Source organism: Streptomyces sp. NPDC059900, from assembly GCF_050270335.1.
Lineage (GTDB): Bacteria > Actinomycetota > Actinomycetes > Streptomycetales > Streptomycetaceae > Streptomyces.
This window is the reverse complement of record NZ_JBNNJZ010000083.1, coordinates 1-23,423: the sequence shown is the minus strand read 5'-3', so window position 1 is coordinate 23,423 and position 23,423 is coordinate 1. Positions and strand designations below refer to the sequence as shown.

At 70.2% G+C, this 23,423-nt stretch carries 20 protein-coding genes; 10 read left to right on the top strand and 10 right to left on the bottom strand.

Going from position 1 to position 23,423, the window contains the following annotated elements:
* The 5 genes from ACQKIP_RS14995 to ACQKIP_RS14975 all read right to left on the bottom strand — a co-directional run.
* Nucleotides 1–1,707, bottom strand: a 1,707-nt coding sequence (locus tag ACQKIP_RS14995) for an FAD-dependent monooxygenase (protein WP_427743141.1), incomplete at its 3' end; no start/stop codon positions are given.
* Nucleotides 1,708–1,980: 273 nt separating this feature from the next.
* Nucleotides 1,981–2,928: an amino acid ABC transporter permease gene (locus ACQKIP_RS14990; protein ID WP_365858110.1), complete on the bottom strand. Its 948-nt coding sequence runs from the start codon at nt 2,926–2,928 to the stop codon at nt 1,981–1,983.
* Nucleotides 2,925–3,572 (bottom strand): amino acid ABC transporter permease, encoded by a 648-nt coding sequence (locus tag ACQKIP_RS14985; RefSeq protein WP_365858112.1) that lies wholly within the window; start codon nt 3,570–3,572, stop codon nt 2,925–2,927. Before ACQKIP_RS14985 ends, ACQKIP_RS14990 begins: the two co-directional genes overlap by 4 nt.
* Before the next feature lie 168 nt (nt 3,573–3,740).
* A complete protein-coding gene (locus ACQKIP_RS14980) occupies nt 3,741–4,661 on the bottom strand; it encodes a glutamate ABC transporter substrate-binding protein (protein ID WP_365858114.1) in 921 nt (306 codons plus the stop codon).
* A 46-nt stretch (nt 4,662–4,707) separates the two neighbouring features.
* Nucleotides 4,708–5,487 (bottom strand): amino acid ABC transporter ATP-binding protein, encoded by a 780-nt coding sequence (locus ACQKIP_RS14975; RefSeq protein WP_365858116.1) that lies wholly within the window; start codon nt 5,485–5,487, stop codon nt 4,708–4,710.
* Between the two features lie 287 nt (nt 5,488–5,774).
* On the opposite strand from ACQKIP_RS14975, the gene ACQKIP_RS14970 reads away from it, so the two are divergent.
* Both ACQKIP_RS14970 and ACQKIP_RS14965 read left to right on the top strand, forming a co-directional pair.
* Nucleotides 5,775–6,464 carry a response regulator transcription factor gene (locus tag ACQKIP_RS14970; protein WP_365858118.1) on the top strand — a complete coding sequence of 230 codons (690 nt, stop codon included), beginning with the start codon at nt 5,775–5,777 and terminating at the stop codon, nt 6,462–6,464.
* Between the two features lie 16 nt (nt 6,465–6,480).
* Nucleotides 6,481–7,899 carry a sensor histidine kinase gene (locus ACQKIP_RS14965; protein WP_365858121.1) on the top strand — a complete coding sequence of 473 codons (1,419 nt, stop codon included), beginning with the start codon at nt 6,481–6,483 and terminating at the stop codon, nt 7,897–7,899.
* Between the two features lie 31 nt (nt 7,900–7,930).
* Here the strand turns inward: ACQKIP_RS14965 and ACQKIP_RS14960 are convergent, their stop codons facing one another.
* Complete coding sequence (locus ACQKIP_RS14960) at nt 7,931–8,926, bottom strand: TAXI family TRAP transporter solute-binding subunit (protein ID WP_365858123.1); 996 nt, start codon at nt 8,924–8,926, stop codon at nt 7,931–7,933.
* Nucleotides 8,927–9,012: 86 nt separating this feature from the next.
* Between ACQKIP_RS14960 and miaB the strand changes: the two genes are divergently transcribed.
* Together miaB and ACQKIP_RS14950 are read left to right on the top strand one after the other, a co-directional pair.
* On the top strand, nt 9,013–10,533 hold the full coding sequence (miaB, locus tag ACQKIP_RS14955) for a tRNA (N6-isopentenyl adenosine(37)-C2)-methylthiotransferase MiaB (RefSeq protein WP_365858125.1): 1,521 nt from the start codon (nt 9,013–9,015) through the stop codon (nt 10,531–10,533).
* A gap of 71 nt (nt 10,534–10,604) precedes the next feature.
* Nucleotides 10,605–11,324 carry a class III extradiol dioxygenase subunit B-like domain-containing protein gene (locus tag ACQKIP_RS14950; protein WP_365858127.1) on the top strand — a complete coding sequence of 240 codons (720 nt, stop codon included), beginning with the start codon at nt 10,605–10,607 and terminating at the stop codon, nt 11,322–11,324.
* 312 nt (nt 11,325–11,636) lie between these two features.
* Here ACQKIP_RS14950 and ACQKIP_RS14945 read toward each other — a convergent pair whose 3' ends face one another.
* Both ACQKIP_RS14945 and ACQKIP_RS14940 read right to left on the bottom strand, forming a co-directional pair.
* Nucleotides 11,637–11,906, bottom strand: coding sequence for an antitoxin (locus ACQKIP_RS14945; protein ID WP_365858129.1), 270 nt, complete (start codon nt 11,904–11,906; stop codon nt 11,637–11,639).
* Nucleotides 11,907–11,931: 25 nt separating this feature from the next.
* Nucleotides 11,932–12,279: a hypothetical protein gene (locus ACQKIP_RS14940; RefSeq protein WP_365858131.1), complete on the bottom strand. Its 348-nt coding sequence runs from the start codon at nt 12,277–12,279 to the stop codon at nt 11,932–11,934.
* 182 nt (nt 12,280–12,461) lie between these two features.
* Here ACQKIP_RS14940 and miaA point away from each other — a divergent pair, with 182 nt between their 5' ends.
* From miaA to hflX, 6 genes are all read left to right on the top strand, one after another.
* A complete protein-coding gene (gene miaA, locus ACQKIP_RS14935; RefSeq protein WP_365858133.1) occupies nt 12,462–13,400 on the top strand; it encodes a tRNA (adenosine(37)-N6)-dimethylallyltransferase MiaA in 939 nt (312 codons plus the stop codon).
* A 101-nt stretch (nt 13,401–13,501) separates the two neighbouring features.
* The gene (locus ACQKIP_RS14930) at nt 13,502–13,963 is read left to right on the top strand and encodes a hypothetical protein (protein ID WP_365858135.1); all 462 of its coding nucleotides are present in this window, start codon (nt 13,502–13,504) and stop codon (nt 13,961–13,963) included.
* Between the two features lie 75 nt (nt 13,964–14,038).
* Entirely contained in the window at nt 14,039–14,920 is an 882-nt protein-coding gene (gene dapF / locus ACQKIP_RS14925; protein WP_365858137.1) for a diaminopimelate epimerase, read from the top strand.
* Nucleotides 14,921–15,062: 142 nt separating this feature from the next.
* On the top strand, nt 15,063–17,213 hold the full coding sequence (locus ACQKIP_RS14920) for a RelA/SpoT family protein (protein WP_365858139.1): 2,151 nt from the start codon (nt 15,063–15,065) through the stop codon (nt 17,211–17,213).
* Nucleotides 17,214–17,324: 111 nt separating this feature from the next.
* Nucleotides 17,325–18,812 carry a M1 family metallopeptidase gene (locus ACQKIP_RS14915; protein ID WP_365858141.1) on the top strand — a complete coding sequence of 496 codons (1,488 nt, stop codon included), beginning with the start codon at nt 17,325–17,327 and terminating at the stop codon, nt 18,810–18,812.
* A 181-nt stretch (nt 18,813–18,993) separates the two neighbouring features.
* Nucleotides 18,994–20,493 (top strand): GTPase HflX, encoded by a 1,500-nt coding sequence (gene hflX, locus ACQKIP_RS14910; RefSeq protein ID WP_365858143.1) that lies wholly within the window; start codon nt 18,994–18,996, stop codon nt 20,491–20,493.
* 114 nt (nt 20,494–20,607) lie between these two features.
* Here the strand turns inward: hflX and ACQKIP_RS14905 are convergent, their stop codons facing one another.
* Nucleotides 20,608–21,846, bottom strand: a complete 1,239-nt coding sequence (locus tag ACQKIP_RS14905; protein WP_365858145.1) for a trypsin-like serine peptidase — start codon at nt 21,844–21,846, stop codon at nt 20,608–20,610.
* A gap of 262 nt (nt 21,847–22,108) precedes the next feature.
* Nucleotides 22,109–23,344 (bottom strand): trypsin-like serine peptidase, encoded by a 1,236-nt coding sequence (locus ACQKIP_RS14900; RefSeq protein ID WP_365858147.1) that lies wholly within the window; start codon nt 23,342–23,344, stop codon nt 22,109–22,111.
* Between the last annotated feature and the right edge of the window lie 79 nt (nt 23,345–23,423).

Below are 23,423 nucleotides of genomic sequence, written 5' to 3'. Positions count from 1 at the left end.
GGGACGCCCAGTCGACGTTCCCCTGATGGCCGGAGACGTCCACGCCTTCCGTCTGGACGACGCGGTCCGCGCGGGGCAGGCCGCCCTGGCCGTCGTGCTCTCCGCCTTCTCCGTGGCGTCCTCGCGGCCCGCGCGCCGCTTTTGTGCCGCCCCGCCGACGGCCGCCTCGGCAGCCGTATACAGCTCGGCGGGCCGCACCCCGCCGAGCGCGGTGACCAGGTGGCCGTCGGGGCGTACGAGCAGCACCGAGTGCGCGGGGGCTCCGGGGTAACTCTCCGCGACGAGCAGTTCCGCCTGGTGCGGCAGCGCGGAGACCGCGGCGGCGAGCCGCGGCATGATCCCGGCCGTCACCCAGTGCCGCCGCTCCCACACGACCGTGCCGGGCGCGACAAGGACGACGAGCAGTTCCCCCGTGCCGAGCCGGTCCCGCAGCCGGACCAGGGAGCCGTCCGGAGCCGTCACCGGCACGTCGGCCACCGGCGCCCCCGGCTCCGTGCCCACGACCACTTCGGACTCCAGGGGCTCGGGCGCCAGCGGTGAATCCGCGTACGAGCCGGGCGCACCGAGCGGCCCGCGCCCCACATGGCCGTCCGCGAGCAGCATGTCGTGCCCGCGCGCCGACCCCGGCACGTACGAACGCAGCCCTCCGCCGCCCCGCAGTATCGGAAGGGACTGGTCGGCTGCGCGCAGACGTGCGGCGACGCCGGCCCGCCGCTCGGCCTGATAGCTGTCGAGCAGGGCGTCCCGCGCGCCGTGGTGCCATGCGAGGGCCAGCTTCCAGGCGAGGTTGTCCGCGTCCCGCAGCCCTTCGTCGAGCCCTTGGGTGCCGAGCGCGCCGAGCAGGTGTGCGGCGTCCCCGGCGAGGAAGGCACGACCAGAACGCCAGCGCCGGGCCAGCCGGTGGTGGACGGTGTGCACGCCGGTGTCGAGCAGTTCGTACGGCGGTGTGGAGCCCCCGCACCAGCCCGCGAGCGTCTCGCGGATGCGGACCACGAGGGCGTCGGGTGTCACGAGATCGCCGCGTGGCGGCAGCAGCCAGTCGATCCGCCACACCCCGTCGGCGAGCGGACGCCCCGTCACCTCGGCGCCTCCGTGGCGCCACGGAGGCGCCCGGTGCAACATCGCCTCGCCGGGCCCGGGAAGTTCCGTGCGCAGCGCGGCCACGGCGTGTCGTTCGACAGCCGTGCGGCCGGGGAAGCGGATGTCGAGGAGCTTGCGGACCGTCGAGCGCGGCCCGTCGCAGCCCACCAGATAACTTCCGCGCCACCACGTGTCCTTGGGCCCGCGGGTGTGCGCGGTCAGTCCGCCCGCGTCCTGCTCCAGGGAGTCGAGCTTGCTCTCCGCGGCGATCTTGACGAGACGCTCATCGGCGATGGCCGCGCGCAGGGCGCCGGTCAGCACATGCTGCGGCACATGGAGCGGGGCGGGCATCTCATCACTGAACGTGAGCTCCCGCATCAGCTGCTTGCGCCGCAGGGACCGCCAGCCGGCCCATCGCGCGCCGGAGTCCTGGTCCCCGAACGAGTGACCGACGAGGCGTTCCATGAGGGCCGCCGTGTCGTCGCGCAGGACGACGGTCCGCGCGGGCCGCTGCTCGTCCTTGCCGGGCCCTTCGTCGAGTACGACGGTGGGTACGGAGTGACGCGCGAGAGCCAGGGCGAGCGTGAGCCCCACGGGGCCCGCGCCGACGACGATCACCGGGTCCACGGTGCGTATCCTCCCGCCGCAAGGGCCCGGGAGCGCTGGACGTACGTACAGGAACTTACAGTTGGAGCCCGGTGCGCGATCACAGAACGTATGCAACAGACTGGGTGCCGAGCCGTCAAGCTGGACGCACGGGTGGCCGGGCTTCCTGCGAGGTCGTTCGCGGGGGCGCCGGGTGAGGCTCCCGGTGCGGACATGCGTCAGGGCCCGTCGAACGCATTCGACGGGCCCCGGTGCAGGTGCCGACGGCAGTGGGTCACCGTGGCTGAGAACGTGTCAGTTCTTCTTCTCCGTGGGGCCGTCCTCCGGCTCCGCGTCCGCCGTCGCGGTGTCCCCGGCGGTGGGGCCGAGGGGCGCGGACGGATCGAGGACGCTGGGGGCCTCCGCCGGTTCGGCGGCCGCGGCGACGGCGATACCGGTCTTGGTGCGACGCCCGCGCTTCTCGAGCCAGGTGGCAAGGGACGAGAGGAGCAGGCAGAGCCCGATGTAGATGGCGCCGAACACGGTGACCGTCTGGACGAACGGGTAAACGCCGTTGACCGGTGTGTTGTTGGCGATCAGCCGCGCCGAGTGGAGCAGCTCGGGGTAGAGGACCATGAACCCGAGCGAGGTGTCCTTCAGCGTGACCACCAGCTGGCTGATGATGGTCGGCAGCATCGACCGGACGGCCTGCGGGAAGAGCACCGTGGCCATGACCTGGGTCTTGCGCAGGCCCAGGGCGTAGGCGGCCTCCTTCTGTCCCTTGGGCACCGCGTTGATGCCCGCACGCAGGACCTCGGCCTGGACGCATCCGTTGTAGATGGTCAGGCCGATCACCAGTGCCCAGAACGGGGTCATGTCGCCGAGCAGGCCGACCCAGAGCGCGAAGATGGTGATGAGCAGCGGAATGGACCGGAAGAGGTCGATGAAGGCGACCGCGATCCAGCGCACGGGCTTGTGCTCGGAGAGTCGTGCGACGCAGAGCACCACGGCGAACGCGAGAGAGAACACGCCGGCGAAGGCGAACACCTTCAGCGTGGCGACCAGGGCATCCAGAATGTTCTGCTGGATTCCGGTGTAGTTGAAGATGTCCCACAGGTCGGCTTCGAACTCGCCCTTGTCGTTCAGGCGCAGAACGATCCAGACGAGGCCGCCCAGAAAGGCCGCGGTGCCGACGATGCTGTAGATGATGTTGCGGACACGCGCCTTGGGACCCGGGGCGTCGAAGAGAACGTTGGCACTCATCGGGCGACCTCCAGGCGGTGCTCCAACAGCCGGAAGACTCCGCTGATGGCGTACGTGATGATCAGGTACGCGAGGGTGATCCAGATGAAGATCACCGCGATGTCGTATCCGTCATTGCTCAGCGTCTTGGAGACGTTGAAGAGGTCGACGTTGTCGAAGGCGCCCGCGATCGCGGTGTTCTTCGTCAGGGCGATGAAGATGCTGGAGAGCGGCGGTACCACCGTGCGCGTGGCCTGGGGCAGGACGACTAGCCGCATCGTCTGGGTGAAGGTGAGCCCGATCGCGCGGGCCGCCTCGGCCTGCCCGAGGGGCACGGTGTTGATGCCCGAGCGAACCGCCTCGGCCACGAACGCGGAGGTGTAGAAGCCGCAGGCGAGCGTGGCGAGAAGGAACGAGTCCAGGTCGGGGAAGAGCACCTTGGGGACGATGAAGAACGCCACAAGGAAGAGCAGGGTCAGCGGGGTGTTGCGCAGCAGCGTCACCCAGAGGGTTCCGAATATTCGCAGCGGCGGAACGGGTGACACCCGGAACCCGGCGATGATGACCCCGGCCACCACAGCCACGAGCGCGCTGGATGCGGTCAGCTTCAGAGTCCCGAAAAACCCTTCGCGGAAAAGCGACAGGTTGTCGAGCAGTACGTCCATGAATTCTCCGCGAGGTCTTTCGCGACGGGTCGCAGGTGATCGCGACGGGCCCCGGCCGTCAGGCTCGGGGGCGGTGGCAGGGTTTCGCGACGGGTCCGGCAGCGATGCGCGCAGCGAACGTCCCGCTCCGCACCGCAGGCGGGTGCGGGCGGAGCGGGGCGTGCCGGATTACTTCGGGTCGGTGAAGGCCGGCGGCTCCTGGTACTCGGAGCCGGACTTGCCGAGGGTGGCGTCGTAGGCCTTCTTGTAGTCGCCGCTCTCCTGGTGCGCCTTGATGGCGTCCGCGACGGCCTTCTGCAGGGCCGCGTCACCCTTCTTGAGGCCGACGCCGTACGGCTCGTCCGAGAACGGCTTGCCGACGACCTTGAGCTTGCCCTCGTTCTGCGCGGCGTAGCCCATCAGGATCGCGTCGTCCGTGGTGACGGCGTCGATCTGGTTGTTCAGGAGCTGGGCGACGCACTCCGAGTACTTGGAGAGCTCGGTGACCTTGGCGCCGTACTTCGGCTTCTTGATGTTCTGCAGCGGCGTCGAGCCGACGATCGAACAGACCTTCTTGTCACGGACGGTCTCGGGGCCCTTGACGTCCTTCTCGTCCTTGCGGACCAGGAGGGAGGCGCCGGCGTGGAAGTACGGCCCGGCGAAGTCGATCTGCTTCTTGCGCTCGTCGTTGATCGTGTACGTACCGATCATCAGGTCGACGTCGCCCTTGGAGACCGCGGTCTCACGGGCGCCGGAGTCGACCGTCTTCCACTCGATCTGCTTCGGCGAGAAGCCGAGATCGGCCGCGATCATCTTGGCGATCTCGATGTCGAAGCCGGAGTACTCCTTGGTCGACTGGTCCTGGAAGCCCAGGTACGGCTGGTCGGCCTTGGCACCGATGACGATTTTCCCGCGCTTCTTGGCGGCCTTGAAGACGGCCGAGTCGACGGCGGCGTCCTTCGCGACCTCGTACTTGAGGGCCTTGGCGCCGGAGGTGTCGGGGCCCTCCGGCTTGTCGCCGGCGGAGCCCTCCTTGCCGCCGCAGGCGGTGGCGGCGAGCGAGAGCGCGGCGACGGCCGCTACTGCGGCGGCGGACTTACGGAGCTTCATGGTGAACATCCTTTGTTTCGACTGGCGTTGAGACGACGTGGGAGCCTCAGTGTTTAAGGATCTTCGACAGGAAGTCCTTGGCCCGGTCGCTGCGCGGGTTGCTGAAGAACTGGTCCGGCACGGCCTCTTCGACGATGCGGCCGTCGGCCATGAAGACGACGCGGTTGGCCGCGGAGCGCGCGAAGCCCATCTCGTGGGTGACCACGACCATGGTCATGCCGTCGCGTGCGAGCTGCTGCATGACCTCCAGGACCTCGTTGATCATCTCCGGGTCGAGCGCCGACGTGGGCTCGTCGAAGAGCATCACCTTGGGGTCCATCGCCAACGCGCGAGCGATCGCGACGCGTTGCTGCTGGCCGCCGGAGAGCTGCGCGGGGTACTTGTCCGCCTGTGAGGCGACGCCGACGCGGTCCAGAAGGCCGCGTGCCTTTGTCTCTGCTTCCGCCTTGGACGTCTTGCGCACCTTGGTCTGGCCCAGCATCACGTTCTCGAGCACGGTCTTGTGCGCGAAAAGGTTGAAGGACTGGAAGACCATGCCCACGTCCGCACGGAGACGGGCGAGCGCCTTGCCCTCCTGGGGCAGCGGCTTGCCGTCGATCGAGATGTCTCCCGACTCGACCGTCTCCAGGCGGTTGATGGCGCGGCACAATGTCGACTTGCCCGACCCGGAGGGGCCGATCACGACGACGACCTCACCGCGCTTGATGGTCAGGTCGATGTCCTGGAGGACGTGCAGAGCGCCGAAGTGCTTGTTGACGTTCTTCAGCACGACCAGGTCGTCCGCCCCGGGCGGTATGGCGTCCTTGGTCACCGATACTTCGGTCACGGCTTGTTGCTCCATCCTCCTCGGTTGGGAGGACAGTAATAACCCGGTGCGACCAGCGTCATTACATCTGAGGGGAAATTGAGCATAACGATCCGGCCGCAACCGGACACTCCGCGTGAAGGGGACGCCCGCGCGCGTACCGGCTGCATAACGGAACGTGTCCGTGACCCGTAGCCTCTTGACGCGGTCCTTATGTATCGGCGTGGATGCCTTGGTGCCTGTGCACGCGCGCGTACCGGCCGTCGGCGAGCGCGAACGGAACGACCGATGAACCGGAGGGGGCCCGCATGAGACTGCTCCTCGTCGAGGACGACGATCACGTGGCAGCCGCCCTGTCCGCGGTCCTGGCCAGGCACGGCTTCGACGTCGTGCACGCACGGAGCGGCGAGGAAGCCCTCCAGGCCCTGCTGCCCGGCAAAACGGCACCCTTCGGAGTGGTGCTCCTCGATCTGGGACTGCCCGATCAGGACGGCTACGAGGTGTGCGGAAAGATCCGCAAACGCGGCTCGACCCCCGTGATCATGGTGACGGCACGTGCCGACGTCCGCTCGCGGATCCACGGCCTGAACCTCGGAGCCGACGACTACGTAGTGAAGCCGTACGACACCGGGGAGCTCATCGCCCGCATCCACGCGGTCATCCGGCGACCCCCGTCCGGCGCCGCCGAGGGGCCCGCGGACAGCGAACTGCGCCTCGGCTCCGTACGCATCGAACTGCCCACCCGCCAGGTCAGTGTGGACGGTTCGGCGATCCAGCTGACCCGCAAGGAGTTCGACCTGCTCGCGCTCCTCGCGCAGCGGCCCGGCGTGGTGTTCCGCCGGGAGCAGATCATCAGCGAGGTGTGGCGCACCAGCTGGGAGGGAACGGGGCGCACCCTTGAAGTGCATGTCGCGTCCCTGCGCTCCAAGTTGCACATGCCGGCCCTGATCGAGACCGTACGGGGCGTCGGCTACCGGCTCGTCGCCCCGGCCGTGTAGCCAGTAGCGAGGTCAGGTGCGCTCTCGCCTCCTCCCGCTGCTCATCGTCCTCATGGCGGGAGTGCTGCTCGCGCTCGGCTTCCCGCTCGCGGTGAGCGTGGCCGCGGCACAGCAGCAGAAGGTGGTCGTCGACCGGATCGACGACACGGCGCGGTTCGCGGCGCTCGCGCAGTTCGTCACGAAACGTCCGGCCGGGTCGCGCCTGCGGGACAAGGACGAACGGCGCGAGACCCTCCAGACCGAGCTCGACTACTACCACGAGATATACGGGATCAGGGCGGGCGTCTTCTTCAGGGACCGTGCGCCCATGGCTCACGCGCCCGGGAACTGGTTCCTGCCTCCCAGAGGCGCCGAGGTGCGGGAGGCCTTCGAGGAGGCCCTCAGGTCCCGTGGAAGCCACGATCCGCAGCAGGTGTGGCCCTGGCAGCGCGGGCGGCTCGTCGTCGCCTCTCCGGTGATCAGGGACGGCGACGTCATCGCGGTCGTCGTCACCGAATCACCCACAGGGCGCATGCGTTCGAAGACGTTGCAGGGATGGCTGCTCATCGCCGCCGGCGAGTCGGCGGCCATGCTCCTCGCCGTCGGCGCCGCGCTGCGCCTGACCGGCTGGGTGCTGCGTCCCGTGCGGGTTCTCGACGCCACGACGCACGACATCGCGACCGGGCGCCTGAAGTCGAGGGTGGCGGCCGCGGGCGGTCCGCCGGAACTCCGGCGTCTGGCGCGCTCGTTCAACGAGATGGCCGACAACGTCGAGGACGTCCTCGAACAGCAGCGGGCCTTCGTCGCCGACGCCTCGCACCAACTGCGCAACCCCCTGGCCGCCCTGCTGCTGCGCATCGAGCTGCTCGCCCTCGAACTGCCGGAGGGGAACGAGGAGATCGCCTCCGTGCGCACCGAGGGCAAACGCCTCGCCCAAGTCCTCGACGACCTCCTGGGCCTCGCGCTCGCCGAGCACACGGCGGCCGATCTGCGGCTCACCGACATCGGCGAGCTCGCGGCCGAACGGGTCGGTGCCTGGCGGCCGCTCGCCGAGGAGCGCGGGGTGCGGCTGACCGGAGTCTGCCCGGCGACCACCGGCTGGGCCGATCCGGTCGCGCTCTCCAGCGCCCTGGACGCGGTGATCGACAACGCCCTCAAGTTCACGCCCGGCGGCGAGGAGGTGCGGGTGGAGGTCTCCTGGACCGGTCAGCTGACGACCGTAGTGATCACGGACGGCGGCCCCGGCCTCACGGAGGACGAACTCGCCCGCATCGGAGACCGCTTCTGGCGCAGCAGCCGCCATCAGAACGTGCAGGGCTCGGGCCTGGGCCTGTCCATCTCGCGGGCCCTGCTGACCGCGGGCGGCGGCTCCCTCACGTACGAGCAGCACGATCCGCACGGACTGCGCGTGACGGTCGGCGTCCCGCGCGGCGAGCCCGACTCCACGGGCCGCTGACCCGGCGCGCGGCTGCTCTACTGCGCGACCGCTACGGCTTGACCGACTGGTAGTAGCGGCGTGCGCCCTCGTGCAGGGGGAGCGGGTCGGTGTAGAGCGCCGTCCGCAGGTCCACCAGCTGGGCCGCGTGCACCTGGTCACCGATGTGGTCGCGGCTGTCGATCACCGTGCGGGTCAGCCCCTCGGACAGCTTCGGGTCCACCCGGTCCGTGGTGACCAGGAGATTCGCCACGGCCAGCGTCGGCACGGATTCGTTCTCCTGGGCGGCTGGATAGGCGTCGGCGGGCATCACGGCCGCCCGGTAGTAGCGCGAGGCTCCGCCCTGCTTGTGCAGCGCGTCCACGAGAGTACCGAGCTCGACGAGGCGGACGTCGAACTCTTCGGAGAGCAGCCGCACTGTCGTCGTCGGCAGCCCGCCCGACCAGAAGAAGGCGTCGATGTCGCCCTTCTTGAGAAGACCGGGAGCGGTGTCGATACCGGCGTCCACCGACGTGAGGTCCTTGCCGGGATCCAGACCGGCGGCCTTGAGCACCCGGTCCGCTATCAGCCGCACACCCGAGCGCGGTTGGCCCACGGCCACCTTCTTGCCCTTCAGGTCCCCCGCCTTCCCGATGTCCGAGGAGCGCCGGACGACGAGCTGGACGTAGTCGTCGTACAGCCGCGCACAGCCCCGCAGCCGGTCCGCGCCTGGACGCCCCTCCAGGCGGTACTTCGCGACGGCGTCGGCGGCCGCGACGGTGAAGTCGGCCTTCCCCTCGGCCACCCGCTCGACGTTCTGCTGCGAGCCCTCGCTGTTGAGCAGCTCCACGTCCACCTTGGGCATGTCCTGGGAGACCGCGGTCCGCAGGAGCTTTCCGTAGCGCTCGTACACCCCGTTCTTCACGCCCGTACTGAACGTCATCCCGCCCGTCGGGGAGTCGTCGCCCGCCGGGACGAGCCACCACACCAAGAGCCCGAAGACCACGAGGGCGGCCGCCGCACCCTGGAGTGCGCGGCGCCTGCTGACGCGGGGGAGTGCCTTGAGCATGCGCGCGATCCTGCCAGGCCACTCGCAGTGATGGCCAGGGCCGAGCTCCCGGCGGGGAAACTTCCCCGACCGCCTACCCTTGTCACATGAGCAGCGGCGACCGGGGACAGGCAGTGGGCGTTAAAGGAACGTACGAGGTACGCACTTACGGGTGCCAGATGAACGTCCACGACAGCGAGCGGCTCTCCGGGCTGCTCGAGGGCGCCGGATACGAGCGAGCGCCCGAGGGCTCGGACGGCGACGCCGACGTGGTCGTCTTCAACACCTGCGCCGTACGGGAGAACGCCGACAACCGCCTCTACGGCAACCTCGGCCGCCTGGCGCCGATGAAGACCAAGCGGCCCGGCATGCAGATCGCCGTCGGCGGCTGCCTGGCCCAGAAGGACCGCGACACCATCGTGAAGAAGGCGCCCTGGGTGGACGTCGTCTTCGGGACGCACAACATCGGCAAGCTGCCGGTGCTCCTGGAGCGGGCCCGCGTGCAGGAAGAGGCGCAGGTCGAGATCGCCGAGTCCCTGGAGGCGTTCCCCTCGACGCTGCCCACGCGCCGCGAGAGCGCGTACGCGGCGTGGGTCTCCATCTCCGTGGGCTGCAACAACACCTGTACGTTCTGCATCGTGCCCGCCCTGCGCGGCAAGGAGAAGGACCGCAGGACCGGCGACATCCTCGCCGAGATCGAGGCACTCGTCGCCGAGGGCGTCTCCGAGATCACCCTGCTCGGGCAGAACGTGAACGCGTACGGCTCCGACATCGGTGACCGCGAGGCCTTCAGCAAGCTCCTGCGGGCCTGCGGGAAGATCGAGGGCCTGGAGCGCGTGCGCTTCACCTCGCCGCACCCGCGCGACTTCACGGACGACGTGATCGCCGCCATGGCCGAGACCCCGAACGTGATGCCGCAGCTGCACATGCCGCTCCAGTCCGGCTCGGACCCCATCCTCAAGGCGATGCGCCGCTCGTACCGCCAGGACCGCTTCCTCGGCATCATCGAGAAGGTCCGCGCCGCGATGCCGGACGCGGCGATCTCCACCGACATCATCGTCGGCTTCCCCGGAGAGACCGAGGAGGACTTCGAGCAGACGATGCACGCGGTCCGTGAGGCCCGCTTCGCCAGCGCCTTCACCTTCCAGTACTCCAAGCGCCCCGGTACGCCCGCGGCGACCATGGAGGGGCAGATCCCCAAGGAGGTCGTGCAGGAGCGCTACATGCGGCTGTCCGCCCTCCAGGAGGAGATCTCCTGGGACGAGAACAAGAAGCAGGTCGGCAGGACGCTGGACCTGATGGTCGCCGAGGGCGAGGGCCGCAAGGACGGCGCGACGCACCGCCTCTCCGGGCGGGCCCCCGACAGCCGCCTGGTCCACTTCACCAAGCCGGACACCGAGGTCCGCCCCGGTGACGTCGTCACGGTCGAGATCACCTACGCGGCGCCGCACCACCTGCTCGCCGAGGGCCCCGTCCTGAACGTGCGCCGCACGCGCGCGGGTGACGCCTGGGAGAAGCGCAACGCCGAGGCGGCCGCCAAGCCCGCCGGCGTGATGCTGGGCCTGCCCAAGGTGGGCGCCCCCGAGCCGCTTCCGGTGGCCGCGGGCAGCGGCTGCGGCTGCGACTGACCGGGCGGGCGGTGGACCACGGGGGCGGGGTCGGCACGTACTAGCGCGCGGGCGCGCGTACGCTGCGGATCATGCTTGTCGCCGCAGCCGTCTGCCCGTGCCCGCCCCTGCTCGTCCCCGAGGTCGCCGCGGGCGCTGCCCCCGAACTGGACGCCGCGCGTGCCGCGTGCACGGACGCCGTCGGGGTGCTCGCCGCCGCGCGGCCCGACCTCCTCGTCGTGGTGGGCCCCGCCGAGAAGAGCGGGCGCGGGCCGCATCCGCAGGGCGCACGCGGCTCGTTCCGCGGCTTCGGCGTCGACCTGGACGTACGGCTCGGACGTGGTGGCGACGAAGCCACCGCGGCGGAGCGCGAACTCCCGTCTTCGCTCGCCGTCGCCGCCTGGCTCCTCGGCCGTACGGAGTGGTCGGCGGCGCCGCTGGAAGGGCTCGGGGTGGGGGAACCTCTGGCGGCCGAGCGGTGCGTCGAAGCGGGTGAGGGAATCGCCGCGCGGGGCGACCGGGTGGCCCTGCTGGTGATGGGCGACGCCAGCGCGTGCCGCACGCTGAAGGCGCCGGGGTATCTCGACGACCGGGCGGCCGGGTTCGACGCGGAGGCCGCCCGTGCGCTGGGGGCGGCGGACATCGGTGCGCTCAAGGCGCTGGACGCGGAGCTGGCGTACGAACTGAAGGCGGCGGGCCGCGCGCCGTGGCAGGTGCTGGCGGGCGCGGCAGAGGGCGCCGCCCTGAGCGGCCAGCTGCTCTACGAGGACGCCCCGTACGGCGTCGGCTACCTGGTCGCCACCTGGTCGTAGCGACCTCTCCGCGCACTCCTGGCACTCTCTCCGCGCACTCCTGGCACTCCTGAGCGCTGCCGGGCGTGTGGGTACGGCAGTGCTTGCTGCCGGGCGTACTGCCACGGCGGCGCGCGCTGCCCAGGGCAGCAGGGCGCCCGTGAACGCTGCTCGGGGCACAGGGCCCGCCTGCGTGCCGTACGGCGACGGCCGTGGAGCGGGGGATGCTCCACGGCCGTCCGCCGGTGTCGTTCGGTGACCCGGTCGGCTGACTCAGCCGTCGCTCCGGCGCCTCGCAGGCGCCGGTGAGCGGCGAGTGATCCAGCCGGTGGTTCAGGGAGCCGGAGGGGGCGTGGGACGGGCGGTGCCGCCGCCCGGGTCCTTGCCCTCGTCGGGCGTCCCGGCGAGGCGGTCCACGGCATCCTTCGCCTTGCCCGTCCCGGTCTGGATCTTGTCGCTGTACTTGCCCTTGGTCTTGTCGTCGACCGCCTTCGCGGCCTTGTCGAGACCTTGGTCGATCTTGTCCCCGTGCTGCTGCGCGAGGCCCGCGACCTTGTCCTTCGCCGGGGCGAGCTTGTCTTTCAGGCTCTGCAGGAAGCCCATCGGTTACCTTCCCTCGCTGGGAGAGTCACTTGCGGGCGCCTTCGTCGGCCTCGTCGTTGTCGGCGGCCTTCTCCGCGGACTGCTGCTTGGGGATGTCCACGTTCTCCGCGGCAGCCTCTTCGGAGCCCTCCGCCTCGTCCTCGGTCTTGCCCGCGGCCTCGGCCCCGGCTTCGGTCTCGGCGTCGGCCTTCGTGCCGGCCTTGGTCTCGTCCCCGGCGGCGGCCTCGGCCTTGCCCTCCTCCTTGCCGGTTTCGGCCTCGGGGCTCTCCCCGGCCGCTTCCGGCTCGGCCGTCAGGGTCCCGGCAGCCGCGTCGGCAGTTGACGCCTCTTCCGTGTCCTTGGACTTCCTACGGAACCGTGCAAAAACGCCCATATCTACTCCATACGGTACTCGTGTGGGCGAAATCCCGCGCCGCCCGGTGCGCCATGTTGCGCCTCCCGGGTCGCCGGTCCTCAAAACCGGCGGCCGGAACCTCGCAACAGGCAACGACCCCGGACGCGTGACGTCACGTAGCTCGTTCGGGAAGAGGCCGCGGAGTTTGCGAGACTAAGGCGGTGAGTAGAGCAGCTCCCGCACCGCGGGTCATCGCCGTCGTCGGGCCGACCGCGGCCGGAAAATCCGATCTGGGCGTTTTCCTCGCCCGGCAACTCGGCGGCGAAGTCGTCAACGCCGACTCCATGCAGCTCTACAGAGGGATGGACATCGGCACCGCCAAGCTGACGCTCGAAGAGCGCGACGGAGTGCCGCACCACCTCCTCGACATCTGGGACGTCACGGAAGCGGCAAGCGTCGCCGAGTACCAGAAGCTGGCCAGGGCCGAGATCGACCGCCTCCTCGCCGACGGACGCTGGCCGATCCTGGTCGGCGGCTCCGGGCTCTACGTCAGGGGCGCCGTCGACCAGCTGGAGTTCCCCGGTACGGACCCCGCGGTCCGGGCCCGCCTGGAGGAAGAGCTCGCGCTGCGCGGCTCCGGCCCGCTGCACGCCCGCCTGGCCGCCGCCGACCCCGGAGCGGGCCGGGCCATCCTGCCCAGCAACGGCCGCCGGATCGTCCGCGCCCTCGAGGTCATCGAGATCACCGGCAAGCCCTTCACCGCCAACCTCCCCGGACACGACTCCGTCTACGACACCGTCCAGATCGGCGTCGACGTCGGCCGCCCCGAACTCGACAAACGCATCGCCACGCGCGTGGACCGCATGTGGGACGCGGGCCTCGTCGACGAGGTGCGTGCCCTGGAGTCGCAGGGGCTGCGCGAGGGGCGTACGGCGTCGCGCGCGCTCGGCTACCAGCAGCTGCTCGCGGCGCTCGCCGGGGAGTGCACCGACGACGAGGCGCGCACGGAGACCGTGCGCGCGACCAAGCGCTTCGCGCGTCGTCAGGACTCGTGGTTCCGCCGCGATCCCCGCGTGCACTGGCTCAGCGGTGCCGCTGCCGATCGAGGGGAACTCCCAGGGCGGGCACTGACGTTGGTCGAACGAGCGGTCACAGCCTGATCACGTGATGGCATCGGGACGCTCCGGCGGTCATCCCGGCCCCCGGCGCCGTGCCATCATCGACCATCGATCGACCAGTGGAGTCCGAAGTAGGAGGGCGGATGGCGATGGAGGCCGGCCCTCGTGACACCGCGCATTCCGGCGGCGAGCTGACTCCGGACGGCCCCGACGGGGCACCCGACGGCGTGACCGACGACGGTCCCGGCGCGGACCAGATGGCCGTGGCCGAGGTCGAGGTCGAGCTGCGTCCGCAGCGCCGTCTGCGCATCTGGCAGCTCGCGCCGATCGTCGTCCTCGCCGCGGCGGGATCGCTGATGTTCGCCTTCCCGCTGGCCTTCGAGTTCGGGGACGGCGGCGCCGTCGTCGCCATGCTCGGACTCCTGATCAGCTGCTGCGCCGCCGGCTGGGGCATGATGGCCGCGCGCCGCGTGGGGCACACCTGGCCGGGGCTGCCCGAGCGCGGCTCCGGGGGCCGCCCGGACTGGCGGATCGTCTGCGCCTACGCCCTGGTCTTCCTGGCTGTCGCCGTCCTTGCCGTGTGGCGCGTCGCACGCCTTCGCTGACCGCGTCGTACCAGGTCAGAGCCCTGACGGGCACCGTACGGACCGAGTGTCCTTGCCACCCCGTACGATCGAGGAATGAGCACGCGGATCGCCTTCCTCAAGGGGCACGGGACCGAGAACGACTTCGTGATCGTCCCGGACCCCGACAACACCGTCGAGCTGCCCCCGGCCGTCGTCGCGGCCCTGTGCGACCGCCGCGCGGGCATCGGGGGCGACGGCCTGCTGCATGTCGTGCGTTCCGCGGCGCACCCCGAGGCACGCCATCTGGCCGCCGAGGCCGAGTGGTTCATGGACTACCGCAACGGCGACGGTTCGATCGCCGAGATGTGCGGAAACGGAGTGCGCGTCTTCGCCCGCTATCTCCAGCACGCGGGCTTGGTGGGCGAGGGCGACCTGGCCGTCGCCACCCGCGGCGGCGTGAAGACCGTGCACATCGCCAAGGCCGCGGCCGGCGGGGACGTCACCGTCGGCATGGGCAAGGCGCTCTTCCCCGAAGGCCAGGACGTCACCGTCTCCGTGGCCGACCGCCACTGGCCCGCACGCAACGTGAACATGGGCAACCCGCACGCGGTCGCCTTCGTGGACGACCTGGCCCACGCGGGGAACCTGTACGACCCGCCGCCGTTCAGCCCCGCCTCGGCGTACCCGCAGGGCGTGAACGTCGAGTTCGTCGTCGACCGTGGTCCTCGTCACGTCGCCATGCGCGTGCACGAGCGCGGTTCCGGCGAGACCCGCTCGTGCGGCACGGGCGCGTGCGCCGTCGCCGTCGCGGCGGCCCGCAGGGACGGGGCGGAACCTGCTGCGACCGGTGCGCCGGTCACGTATACCGTCGATCTCCCTGGTGGGCGCCTGGTGATCACCGAGCGTCCCGACGGGGAGATCGAGATGACGGGTCCCGCGGTGATCGTCGCCGAAGGCGAGATCGACGCGGAATGGCTCGAAACTGTAAACCCGTGAACTGTCGCTCGAATGGGTGATCCGTTTCACGCTCGGCGAGAGGCGGTCAGCGGCGCGTGATGGGCTCGGTAGCATCAAGCACCGGCCCGGACGGAGCATGCCGTCGTCCGCTCACCGCCGGTCGGAGCAGCCGGAGGTGCCCATGAGTGCGGAGGCCACAAACCCCGCGATGTCTGGCCCCGCGACGCCCGCAGGGCAGCGCAGGCGCGGTCGTCCGCGGCTTGACCTGCGCAGGCTCGGTCGGGCCGCCCTCATGGGGTCCGCCACCCGGGACCGGTTGCCGGACGCGATCGGCCATGTGGCGGAAGCCCACCGGGCCCACTACCCGGACGCCGATCTGGAGCCGCTGCGCCGAGCGTGGGTCCTCGCGGAGTCCTCTCACCGCGGCCAGATGCGCAAGAGCGGTGAGCCGTACATCACACATCCGCTCGCGGTGACCCTGATCCTCGCCCAACTGGGCGCGGAGATCACCACCTTGACCGCGTCGTTGCTCCACGACACCGTCGAGGACACGGATGTGACGCTCGACCAGGTGCGTACGGAATTCGGCGACGACGTCTGCTATCTCGTCGACGGCGTCACGAAGCTGGAGAAGGTCGACTACGGAGCGGCCGCCGAGCCCGAGACCTTCCGCAAGATGCTCGTGGCCACCGGCAACGACGTACGCGTCATGTCGATCAAGCTGGCCGACCGCCTGCACAACATGCGCACGCTCGGCGTCATGCGCCCCGAGAAACAGGCGCGGATCGCCAAGGTGACGCGGGACGTGCTCATTCCGCTCGCCGAGCGCCTGGGCGTGCAGGCGCTCAAGACCGAGCTGGAGGACCTCGTCTTCGCCATCCTCCACCCGGAGGAGTACTCCCGGGTCCAGGAGCTGATCGCGGCCAACGCGGTAGGCGGCGGCGACCCCCTGGAAGGGACGGCCGACGACGTCCGGACGGTGCTGCGCGAGGCGGACATCGCGGCCGAAGTCCTCATCAGGCCGCGGCACTTCGTCTCGGTCCACCGGGTGCACCGCAAACGCGGCGAGATGCGCGCGGCGGACTTCGGCCGGATCCTGGTCCTGGTGAACGAGGACGCGGACTGTTACGGGGTCCTCGGCGAACTCCATACGTGCTTCACGCCGGTGGTCTCGGAGTTCAAGGATTTCATCGCCGTACCGAAGTTCAACCTCTACCAGTCGCTGCACACGGCCGTGGCCCGCCCGGACGGAGAGGTCGCCGAAGTCCTCATCCGTACGCACCAGATGCACAAGGTGGCCGAGGCCGGCGTCGTCGCCCTGCGCAATCCGTACGCTCCTCCTTCGGAGGAGCAGTCCGATCCCGGCTCCGGCCTCTCCGAGGACGCGATCGAGGGCGAGCGCGCCGACCCGACCCGGCCCGGCTGGCTCTCCCGCCTCCTCGACTGGCAGGAAGCGGCCCCCGACCCGGACACGTTCTGGTCGACCCTCCGCGAGGACCTCGCCCAGGACCGCGAGATCGCCGTATTCCGCCCCGACGGCGGCACACTCGGACTGCCCGCCGGCGCGAGCTGCGTGGACGCCGCCTACGCCCAGTACGGCGAAGACGCCCACGCCTGCATCGGTGCACGTGTCAACGGCCGCCTGGCGACGCTGAGCACGGTCCTGCGGGACGGCGACACGGTCCAGCTCCTCATGGGGCAGGACGCCGCCGCCGGGCCCTCCCGCGAATGGCTCGACCACGCGCGCACGCCCGGCGCCCGTATCGCCATTCGGCGCTGGCTCACGACCCACCCCACGCCCGCTTCGGCTCCTTCGGCGTCGGCCCCGGAGAAGCCCGTGCCCCCGCCGCAGGCCGCCGACTTCCCGCGCCCCGCCGCGGCGAACGCCGTCGTGGACAGGGAGGGCGCGAGCGTACGCCTCGCGGGCTGTTGTACGCCCGTGCCGCCCGACGAGGTGACCGCCTTCGCCGTGCGCGGCGGTGTCGTCACCGTGCACCGCGTCGAGTGCCCCGCGGTCGGCCGCATGAAGGAGGTGGGGCGCCCCGAGGTCGGAGTGCACTGGGGGGACAGCGCGGAGTGCCGGGTCACGCTGATCGCTGAATCGTTCGGGCGCGCGCACCTGATGGCCGACCTCACCGAGGCCATCGCCATGGAGGGCGTGGAAGTCATGTCGGCGACCGTCGAGCCGCCGAGCCAACAGCGCGTGCGCCACACGTACACGCTGCAACTCCCGGACGCCGACCGCCTGCCGGGGCTGATGCGAGCGATGCGTGCGGTGCCGGGGGTGTACGACGTCAGCCGTGCCCAGCACCCGGCGTCGGCCACTTCGTAGCAGCGCGCCAGGAGGTGCGGGCGTCGCCGCAGCGTCCTACTGGCGACTCGTTCGAGTGGCCCGGCGCGCGTTGACACCGGCGCGGTAGGTCCGCGCTGATAGCGGTAGTTCATGCTGCTCACCCCCCGGGTCAGGGCCTCGCGGCCGAAGACCCTTCGCATCGCGACCGCGCTCCTGGCCGCGGCCACCTCCGCCACCCTTCTCGCCGCGTCCGCTCCGGCACCGGTCAAACCGCTCGGCATCGGCGACCGGCTCTTCCCGCACCTGGGCAACCCCGGCTACGACGTCATGTCGTACGACATCGCCTTCACGTACCGCGGCTCCAACAAGAAGCCGCTCGACGCGACGACGGTGATCGACGCCCGCACCACCGCTCCGCTGGAGCTGATCAACCTCGACTTCGCCCACGGCAAGGTCCGCTCCGTCGAGGTCAACGGCGCTCCCGCCCGCTTCGAGTCCACCGGCGAGGACCTGGTCGTCACGCCGCCGAAGCCGTTGAACCCGGGCGAGGGAATGCGGATCACCGTCCGGCACACCAGTGATCCCCGGCCCACGAAGGACCGGGACGGCGGCTGGGTGCCCACGTCCGACGGGCTCGCCATGGCCAATCAGGCCGACGCGGGGCACCGTGTGTTCCCGTCCAACGACCACCCCGCCGACAAGGCGATGTTCACGTTCCGCATCACCACCCCCAAGGGGCTCACCGCCGTCGCCAACGGCCTGCCCGTGGCCACGGCGCACAGGGGGGCGACCACGACGCGTGCCTTCCGCACCCGGCACCCCATGGCGACGGAACTGGCGCAGGTGTCCATCGGCCGCTCCACCGTGGTGCACCGCACCGGGCCGCACGGCCTGCCCGTACGCGACGTGGTGCCCACCAAGGACCGCAAGGTGCTCGAGCGCTGGCTGAAGAAGACGCCGGACCAGATCGGCTGGATGGAGGAGAAGGTCGGCCGCTACCCCTTCGAGACGTACGGCGTGCTGATGGCGCAGGCGCGGACCGGCTTCGAGCTGGAGACACAGACCCTCTCCCTCTTCGAGAGCGACCTGTTCAAGCGGCCCGAGTACCCCGAGTGGTACGTGGACTCGATCATGGTCCATGAGCTGGCGCACCAGTGGTTCGGCGACAGCGTGAGCCCTGCCACCTGGTCCGATCTCTGGCTCAACGAAGGACACGCCACCTGGTACGAGGCGCTCTTCGCCGAGGAGAAGTCGGACAAGCCCCTCGCGAAGCGGATGCGGGAGGCCTATCGGCAGTCGGACGGCTGGCGCGCCGCGGGCGGACCGCCGGCCGCGCCGAAGGGGCCCGCGCCGGGCCAGAAGATCAGCATCTTCCGGCCGGTCGTGTACGACGGCAGTGCGCTGGTGCTCTACGCGCTGCGCCAGGAGATCGGGCGGCCTGCCTTCGAGCGCCTGGAGCGGCTCTGGGTGCGGACCCACCGGGACGGCAACGCGACGACCGCGGACTTCGTGCAGCTCGCCTCAACCGTCGCGGGCCGTGATCTGGGCGGATTCTTCGACGCCTGGCTGTACGGCGCGAAGACTCCGGCGATGCCGGGGCACCCGGACTGGCGTAAGGCTGCTCCGGCCGGGAAATAACCCCGAAATAACCCACGTGACGAGACGGGCCGTTCCGTGCAACCATCTTCAGGTCGGCGCCGCTGCGGGTCCGGGAAAACCCTTCGGGGGTATCTCAGGGCCCGTGCCGGCCGGTCCGGGGAATCACGGGGCGGCCCCGGGCGTTGACCACCATGAAGAGTCCCATCGACGTAAGGATCCAATGACCTCCTCTTCTTCCCCTTCCCAGGACGCGCAGAGCTTCGCGCAGAACTACTCCGAAGGTCTTCGGGCCGATGCCCTGATGGAAGAGGACGTCGCCTGGAGCCACGGACACGACGGAGAGCGGGACGGCGAGCAGTTCGACCGCTCCGAGCGCGCGGCACTGCGCCGCGTCGCCGGCCTCTCCACCGAGCTCGAGGACGTCACCGAAGTCGAGTACCGCCAGCTCCGCCTGGAGCGAGTGGTCCTCGTCGGGGTGTGGACCTCGGGCACAGTGCAGGACGCGGAGAACTCCGTCGCCGAGCTGGCCGCCCTCGCCGAGACGGCGGGCGCGCTGGTCCTCGACGGTGTCATCCAGCGCCGCGACAAGCCCGACCCGGCGACGTACATCGGATCCGGCAAGGCCCAGGAGCTGCGCGACATCGTCCTGGAGACCGGCGCCGACACCGTCGTGTGTGACGGTGAGCTGAGCCCCGGCCAGCTGATCCATCTCGAAGACGTCGTCAAGGTCAAGGTCGTCGACAGGACCGCCCTGATCCTCGACATCTTCGCGCAGCACGCCAAGTCCCGAGAGGGCAAGGCGCAGGTCGCCCTTGCCCAGATGCAGTACATGCTCCCGCGCCTGCGCGGCTGGGGTCAGTCGCTCTCCCGTCAGATGGGCGGCGGCGGATCCAGCGGTGGCGGCGGCATGGCGACCCGTGGTCCCGGTGAGACCAAGATCGAGACGGACCGCCGTCGGATCCGCGAGAAGATGGCGAAGATGCGCCGGGAGATCGCGGAGATGAAGACGGGCCGCGAGATCAAGCGTCAGGAGCGCAAGCGCAACAAGGTGCCCTCGGTCGCGATCGCCGGTTACACGAACGCGGGCAAGTCCTCCCTGCTCAACCGCCTCACGGGCGCGGGCGTGCTGGTGGAGAACGCCCTGTTCGCCACCCTCGACCCGACCGTGCGCCGGGCCGAGACGCCGAGCGGCCGGATCTACACCCTGGCCGACACCGTCGGGTTCGTGCGGCATCTGCCGCACCACCTCGTCGAGGCGTTCCGCTCCACGATGGAAGAGGTCGGCGAGTCCGACCTGATCCTGCACGTGGTGGACGGTTCGCACCCGGTGCCGGAGGAGCAGCTGGCCGCCGTGCGCGAGGTGATCCGGGACGTCGGCGCGACCGACGTACCCGAGATCGTGATCGTGAACAAGGCGGACGCGGCCGATCCGCTGGTCCTCCAGCGGCTGCTGCGCAACGAGAAGCACGCGATCGCGGTCTCCGCGCGCACGGGAGCGGGCATCGAAGAGCTGCTCGCGCTGATCGACGCCGAACTGCCGCGGCCCGAGGTCGAGATCGAGGCCCTCGTTCCGTACACGCAGGGACAGCTCATCTCGCGGGCGCACGCCGAGGGCGAGGTGCTCTCCGAGGAGCACACCGCCGAGGGCACGCTGCTCAAGGCGAAGGTGCACGCGGAACTGGCCGCGGACCTCACGCCGTACGTCCCGGTCGCGGGCTGACCGCAGCCCCGGACCGCGCACGAGCGGACCACATGGCGAAGGCCCGCCCCCTCTCGTAGGGGGGCGGGCCTTCGCCGCGTCAGGTGCGAGGTGCGGACGCTGTCCGCCGTGCGGCTACTGGGAGCCGTACTTCTTGCTCATCATGTCGTAGACCTGCTCGGCGCCCTTGCCCAGCTGCGGTCCGGCCAGCCAGGTGTTCTCGGCCGGGCCGATCGAGGTGTTCGAGACGAGCTGGGTCTTGCCGCCCACCATCCGGAACCAGCCGCCGCCGGACGAACCGCCGGTCATGGTGCAGCCGATGCGGTACATCGTCGGCTGGGCGGAGGTCAGCGAGAGACGGCCCGGCTTGTCGATGCACTTGTGCATGATCTGGCCGTTGTACGGGGGAGCGGCGGGGTAGCCCCAGGCGCCCATCGAGCTCACGCTCTGCGTCGCCGGAGCCGTGAAGTCGACGGGCAGCGCGTTGCCGACGGTCTCCTCCAGGGACTTGGAGCCCTGCTGCGGCTTCACGTGCATCACGGCGTAGTCGTACGGAGCACCGGCACCGCCCGAAGAAGCGCCCTGGTCGATCCACTCGGCGGAGGTCGAGACCCAGTCGGCCCAGTACTGGCCGTAGGGGGCGACTTCCTGCGGGGCGGCGTTGCTCAGCTCGGACTCGGACTTGCCGAGGTCGTTGTAGGCGGGCACGAAGGTGATGTTGCGGTACCAGCCGCCCTCGGCGCCGGCGTGCACGCAGTGACCGGCGGTCCACACGAGGTTCGACTTGCCGGGGTTGCGCGGGTCCTTCACGACCGTGCCGGAGCAGACCATCGAGCCGGCGGGAGCATCGAAGAAGATCTTGCCGACCGGGGCGGCGTTCTCGTGGTACGGCGTCTTCTCGCGCTTGGCCTGGACCGGCGACGGCTCGGGGTCGGTCGCGCCCTGGTCGGCAGGGGCGTCCTTCGCGGCGATCGTCTTCTTCGGCTCCTTGGCGTCCTTCATCCGCTCGGGCTTCCAGAGCCCCTCGATGACCGGGTTGACGAAGTCCTTGGCCTCGCGGAGCCAGTCCTCCTTCTCGAAGTTCTTCCAGCCGCCGTTCTTCCACTTGTCCGGGTCGATGCCGTGCTTCTTCAGCTTGTCGGCGAGATCGCCGGGCAGCTTGGCGTCGGAACCGTTGTCGGAGCCGGTGTCCGAGCCGGCATCGGAACCCTTGTCGGCGCCCTGCGCGGTGCCGGAATCGGCCTTGTCGGCGGCCTTGTCCTCGCTGGGCCCGCAGGCCGTGGCGGTGAGTGCCAGAGCCGCGGCGAGCCCGGTGGCGGCGAGCGCGAGACGCTGCCCGCGGCTGCGCGCGTAGGGCGCACGTATGGAACGCATGAAGCTGTAACCCCCGAAGTGAACGTGTAATTGCTGCACTTGCCATGTACGTGTCATCTGCGGCCGCGGGGACCCCGAGAGCTTCCCGCCGACGCGACATCTCACTATGCCTGTGTGATTGGGGACGAATGACGGCGGGGTCGTGAAGGTTTCAGGCGACCCCGCCGTCATGCATCAGGCACTCACTCGTCTGCTGCTGCTACTTCTCTGTTGCTTGTCCGCTGCTTGTCCGCCGCTTGCCCGGTGCTTGCCCGGTGCTCTGCTACTTGTCGGCGAACTTCTTGCTGACCGCGCCGTAGATGCCCTTGGCCTCCTTGCCGAGGCGCGGGCCGGCGAGCCAGCCTGCCGTCACCGGGCCGATGGAGGTGTTGGACACCAGGGCGGGCTTGCCGTCCGAACCCTCGGCGACCCAGCCACCGCCGGACGAACCGCCGGTCATCGTGCAGCCGATGCGGTACATCGTCGGGTCGGGCTTGCTGATCGAGAGCCGGCCCGGCTTGTCGGCGCACTGGAACGCCTTCTGCCCGTCGAACGGCGGAGCGGCAGGGTAGCCGGTCGCCGTCATCTCCGAAATCTGCGGAACGGCCGGGGCGTTGAAGTCCACCGGGAGCGCCGAACCGACCTGCTCCTCCAGGGACTGGCCCTCGCTGCCCTTCTCGGGCGTCACGTGGATGACCGCGAAGTCGTACGGCGCGCCGGTGCCGCCCGTCGGGCCGCCCTTCTCGATCCACTGGTCGGAGGTCTGTGCCCAGTCACCCCACCAGACGCCGTGCGGAGCGACCTCTTCCTTGGGGGTGTTCTCCAGCTCGGCGGTCGACTTGCCGCTGTTGTTGTACGAGGGGACGAAGGCGATGTTGCGGTACCAGCCGCCTTCGGCACCGGCGTGCACGCAGTGGCCCGCGGTCCACACCATGTTGGACTTGCCGGGGTGCGCGGGGTCCTCGACGACGGTGGCCGAGCAGACCATCGAGCCCTTGGGGCCGTCGAAGAACAGCTTGCCCGACTCGGGAACGCTGGCGTCGTACGGCGTCTTCACGGCCGCCGCCTCCACCGGCTCGGGAGTCGGGTCGGTCACGCCCTGGTCACCGGAGATGTCGTTGTCGTCGACACCGCGGTCGGGGTTCTTGTCCGCGTCCCGCATGCGGTCCGAGTCCCACAGGCCCTCGATGATCGGGTTGACGAAGTCACCGGCCTCGCGGAGCCAGTCGTCCTTGCTGAAGTCCTTCCAGGCCCCGTTCTTCCACTTGTCCAGGTCGATGCCGTGCTCCTTGAGCCGGTCCTGGATGTCCTGCGGGATCTTGACCTTGCCGTCGTTGTTGCCGTCGTCGGCGGCCTGCGAAGCGGACGGCTCGTCGCCCGCGTTGTCCTCGCTGGGACCGCAGGCCGTCGCGGTCAGCACGAGTGCCGCGCCGATGGCGACAGCCGCCGCCACGGGGGAGGTTCTGCCGCGCGCGCTCCTCCCGCGACGAGAGGCATTGAGCGGGCGTATGGGTCGCATAGAGAGATTCCCCCTGGGCTTCGAGATCATTCGCATGCCGGACGCCGCCTGCCGAACGGCGCGTTGAGCACGTTATTTC

What these genes read in the sequence shown, in the direction of transcription:
- ACQKIP_RS14905 (WP_365858145.1), bottom strand. Translation starts at nt 21,846, where the DNA reads ATGCGTTCCATACGTGCGCCCTACGCGCGCAGCCGCGGGCAGCGTCTC.
- ACQKIP_RS14950 (WP_365858127.1), top strand. Translation starts at nt 10,605, where the DNA reads ATGCTTGTCGCCGCAGCCGTCTGCCCGTGCCCGCCCCTGCTCGTCCCC.
- ACQKIP_RS14900 (WP_365858147.1), bottom strand. Translation starts at nt 23,344, where the DNA reads ATGCGACCCATACGCCCGCTCAATGCCTCTCGTCGCGGGAGGAGCGCG.
- ACQKIP_RS14940 (WP_365858131.1), bottom strand. Translation starts at nt 12,279, where the DNA reads ATGGGCGTTTTTGCACGGTTCCGTAGGAAGTCCAAGGACACGGAAGAG.
- ACQKIP_RS14945 (WP_365858129.1), bottom strand. Translation starts at nt 11,906, where the DNA reads ATGGGCTTCCTGCAGAGCCTGAAAGACAAGCTCGCCCCGGCGAAGGAC.
- ACQKIP_RS14985 (WP_365858112.1), bottom strand. Translation starts at nt 3,572, where the DNA reads ATGGACGTACTGCTCGACAACCTGTCGCTTTTCCGCGAAGGGTTTTTC.
- ACQKIP_RS14990 (WP_365858110.1), bottom strand. Translation starts at nt 2,928, where the DNA reads ATGAGTGCCAACGTTCTCTTCGACGCCCCGGGTCCCAAGGCGCGTGTC.
- hflX (WP_365858143.1), top strand. Translation starts at nt 18,994, where the DNA reads ATGACCTCCTCTTCTTCCCCTTCCCAGGACGCGCAGAGCTTCGCGCAG.
- ACQKIP_RS14960 (WP_365858123.1), bottom strand. Translation starts at nt 8,926, where the DNA reads ATGCTCAAGGCACTCCCCCGCGTCAGCAGGCGCCGCGCACTCCAGGGT.
- ACQKIP_RS14970 (WP_365858118.1), top strand. Translation starts at nt 5,775, where the DNA reads ATGAGACTGCTCCTCGTCGAGGACGACGATCACGTGGCAGCCGCCCTG.
- ACQKIP_RS14920 (WP_365858139.1), top strand. Translation starts at nt 15,063, where the DNA reads ATGAGTGCGGAGGCCACAAACCCCGCGATGTCTGGCCCCGCGACGCCC.
- dapF (WP_365858137.1), top strand. Translation starts at nt 14,039, where the DNA reads ATGAGCACGCGGATCGCCTTCCTCAAGGGGCACGGGACCGAGAACGAC.
- ACQKIP_RS14980 (WP_365858114.1), bottom strand. Translation starts at nt 4,661, where the DNA reads ATGAAGCTCCGTAAGTCCGCCGCCGCAGTAGCGGCCGTCGCCGCGCTC.
- miaB (WP_365858125.1), top strand. Translation starts at nt 9,013, where the DNA reads ATGAGCAGCGGCGACCGGGGACAGGCAGTGGGCGTTAAAGGAACGTAC.
- ACQKIP_RS14915 (WP_365858141.1), top strand. Translation starts at nt 17,325, where the DNA reads ATGCTGCTCACCCCCCGGGTCAGGGCCTCGCGGCCGAAGACCCTTCGC.
- ACQKIP_RS14930 (WP_365858135.1), top strand. Translation starts at nt 13,502, where the DNA reads ATGGCGATGGAGGCCGGCCCTCGTGACACCGCGCATTCCGGCGGCGAG.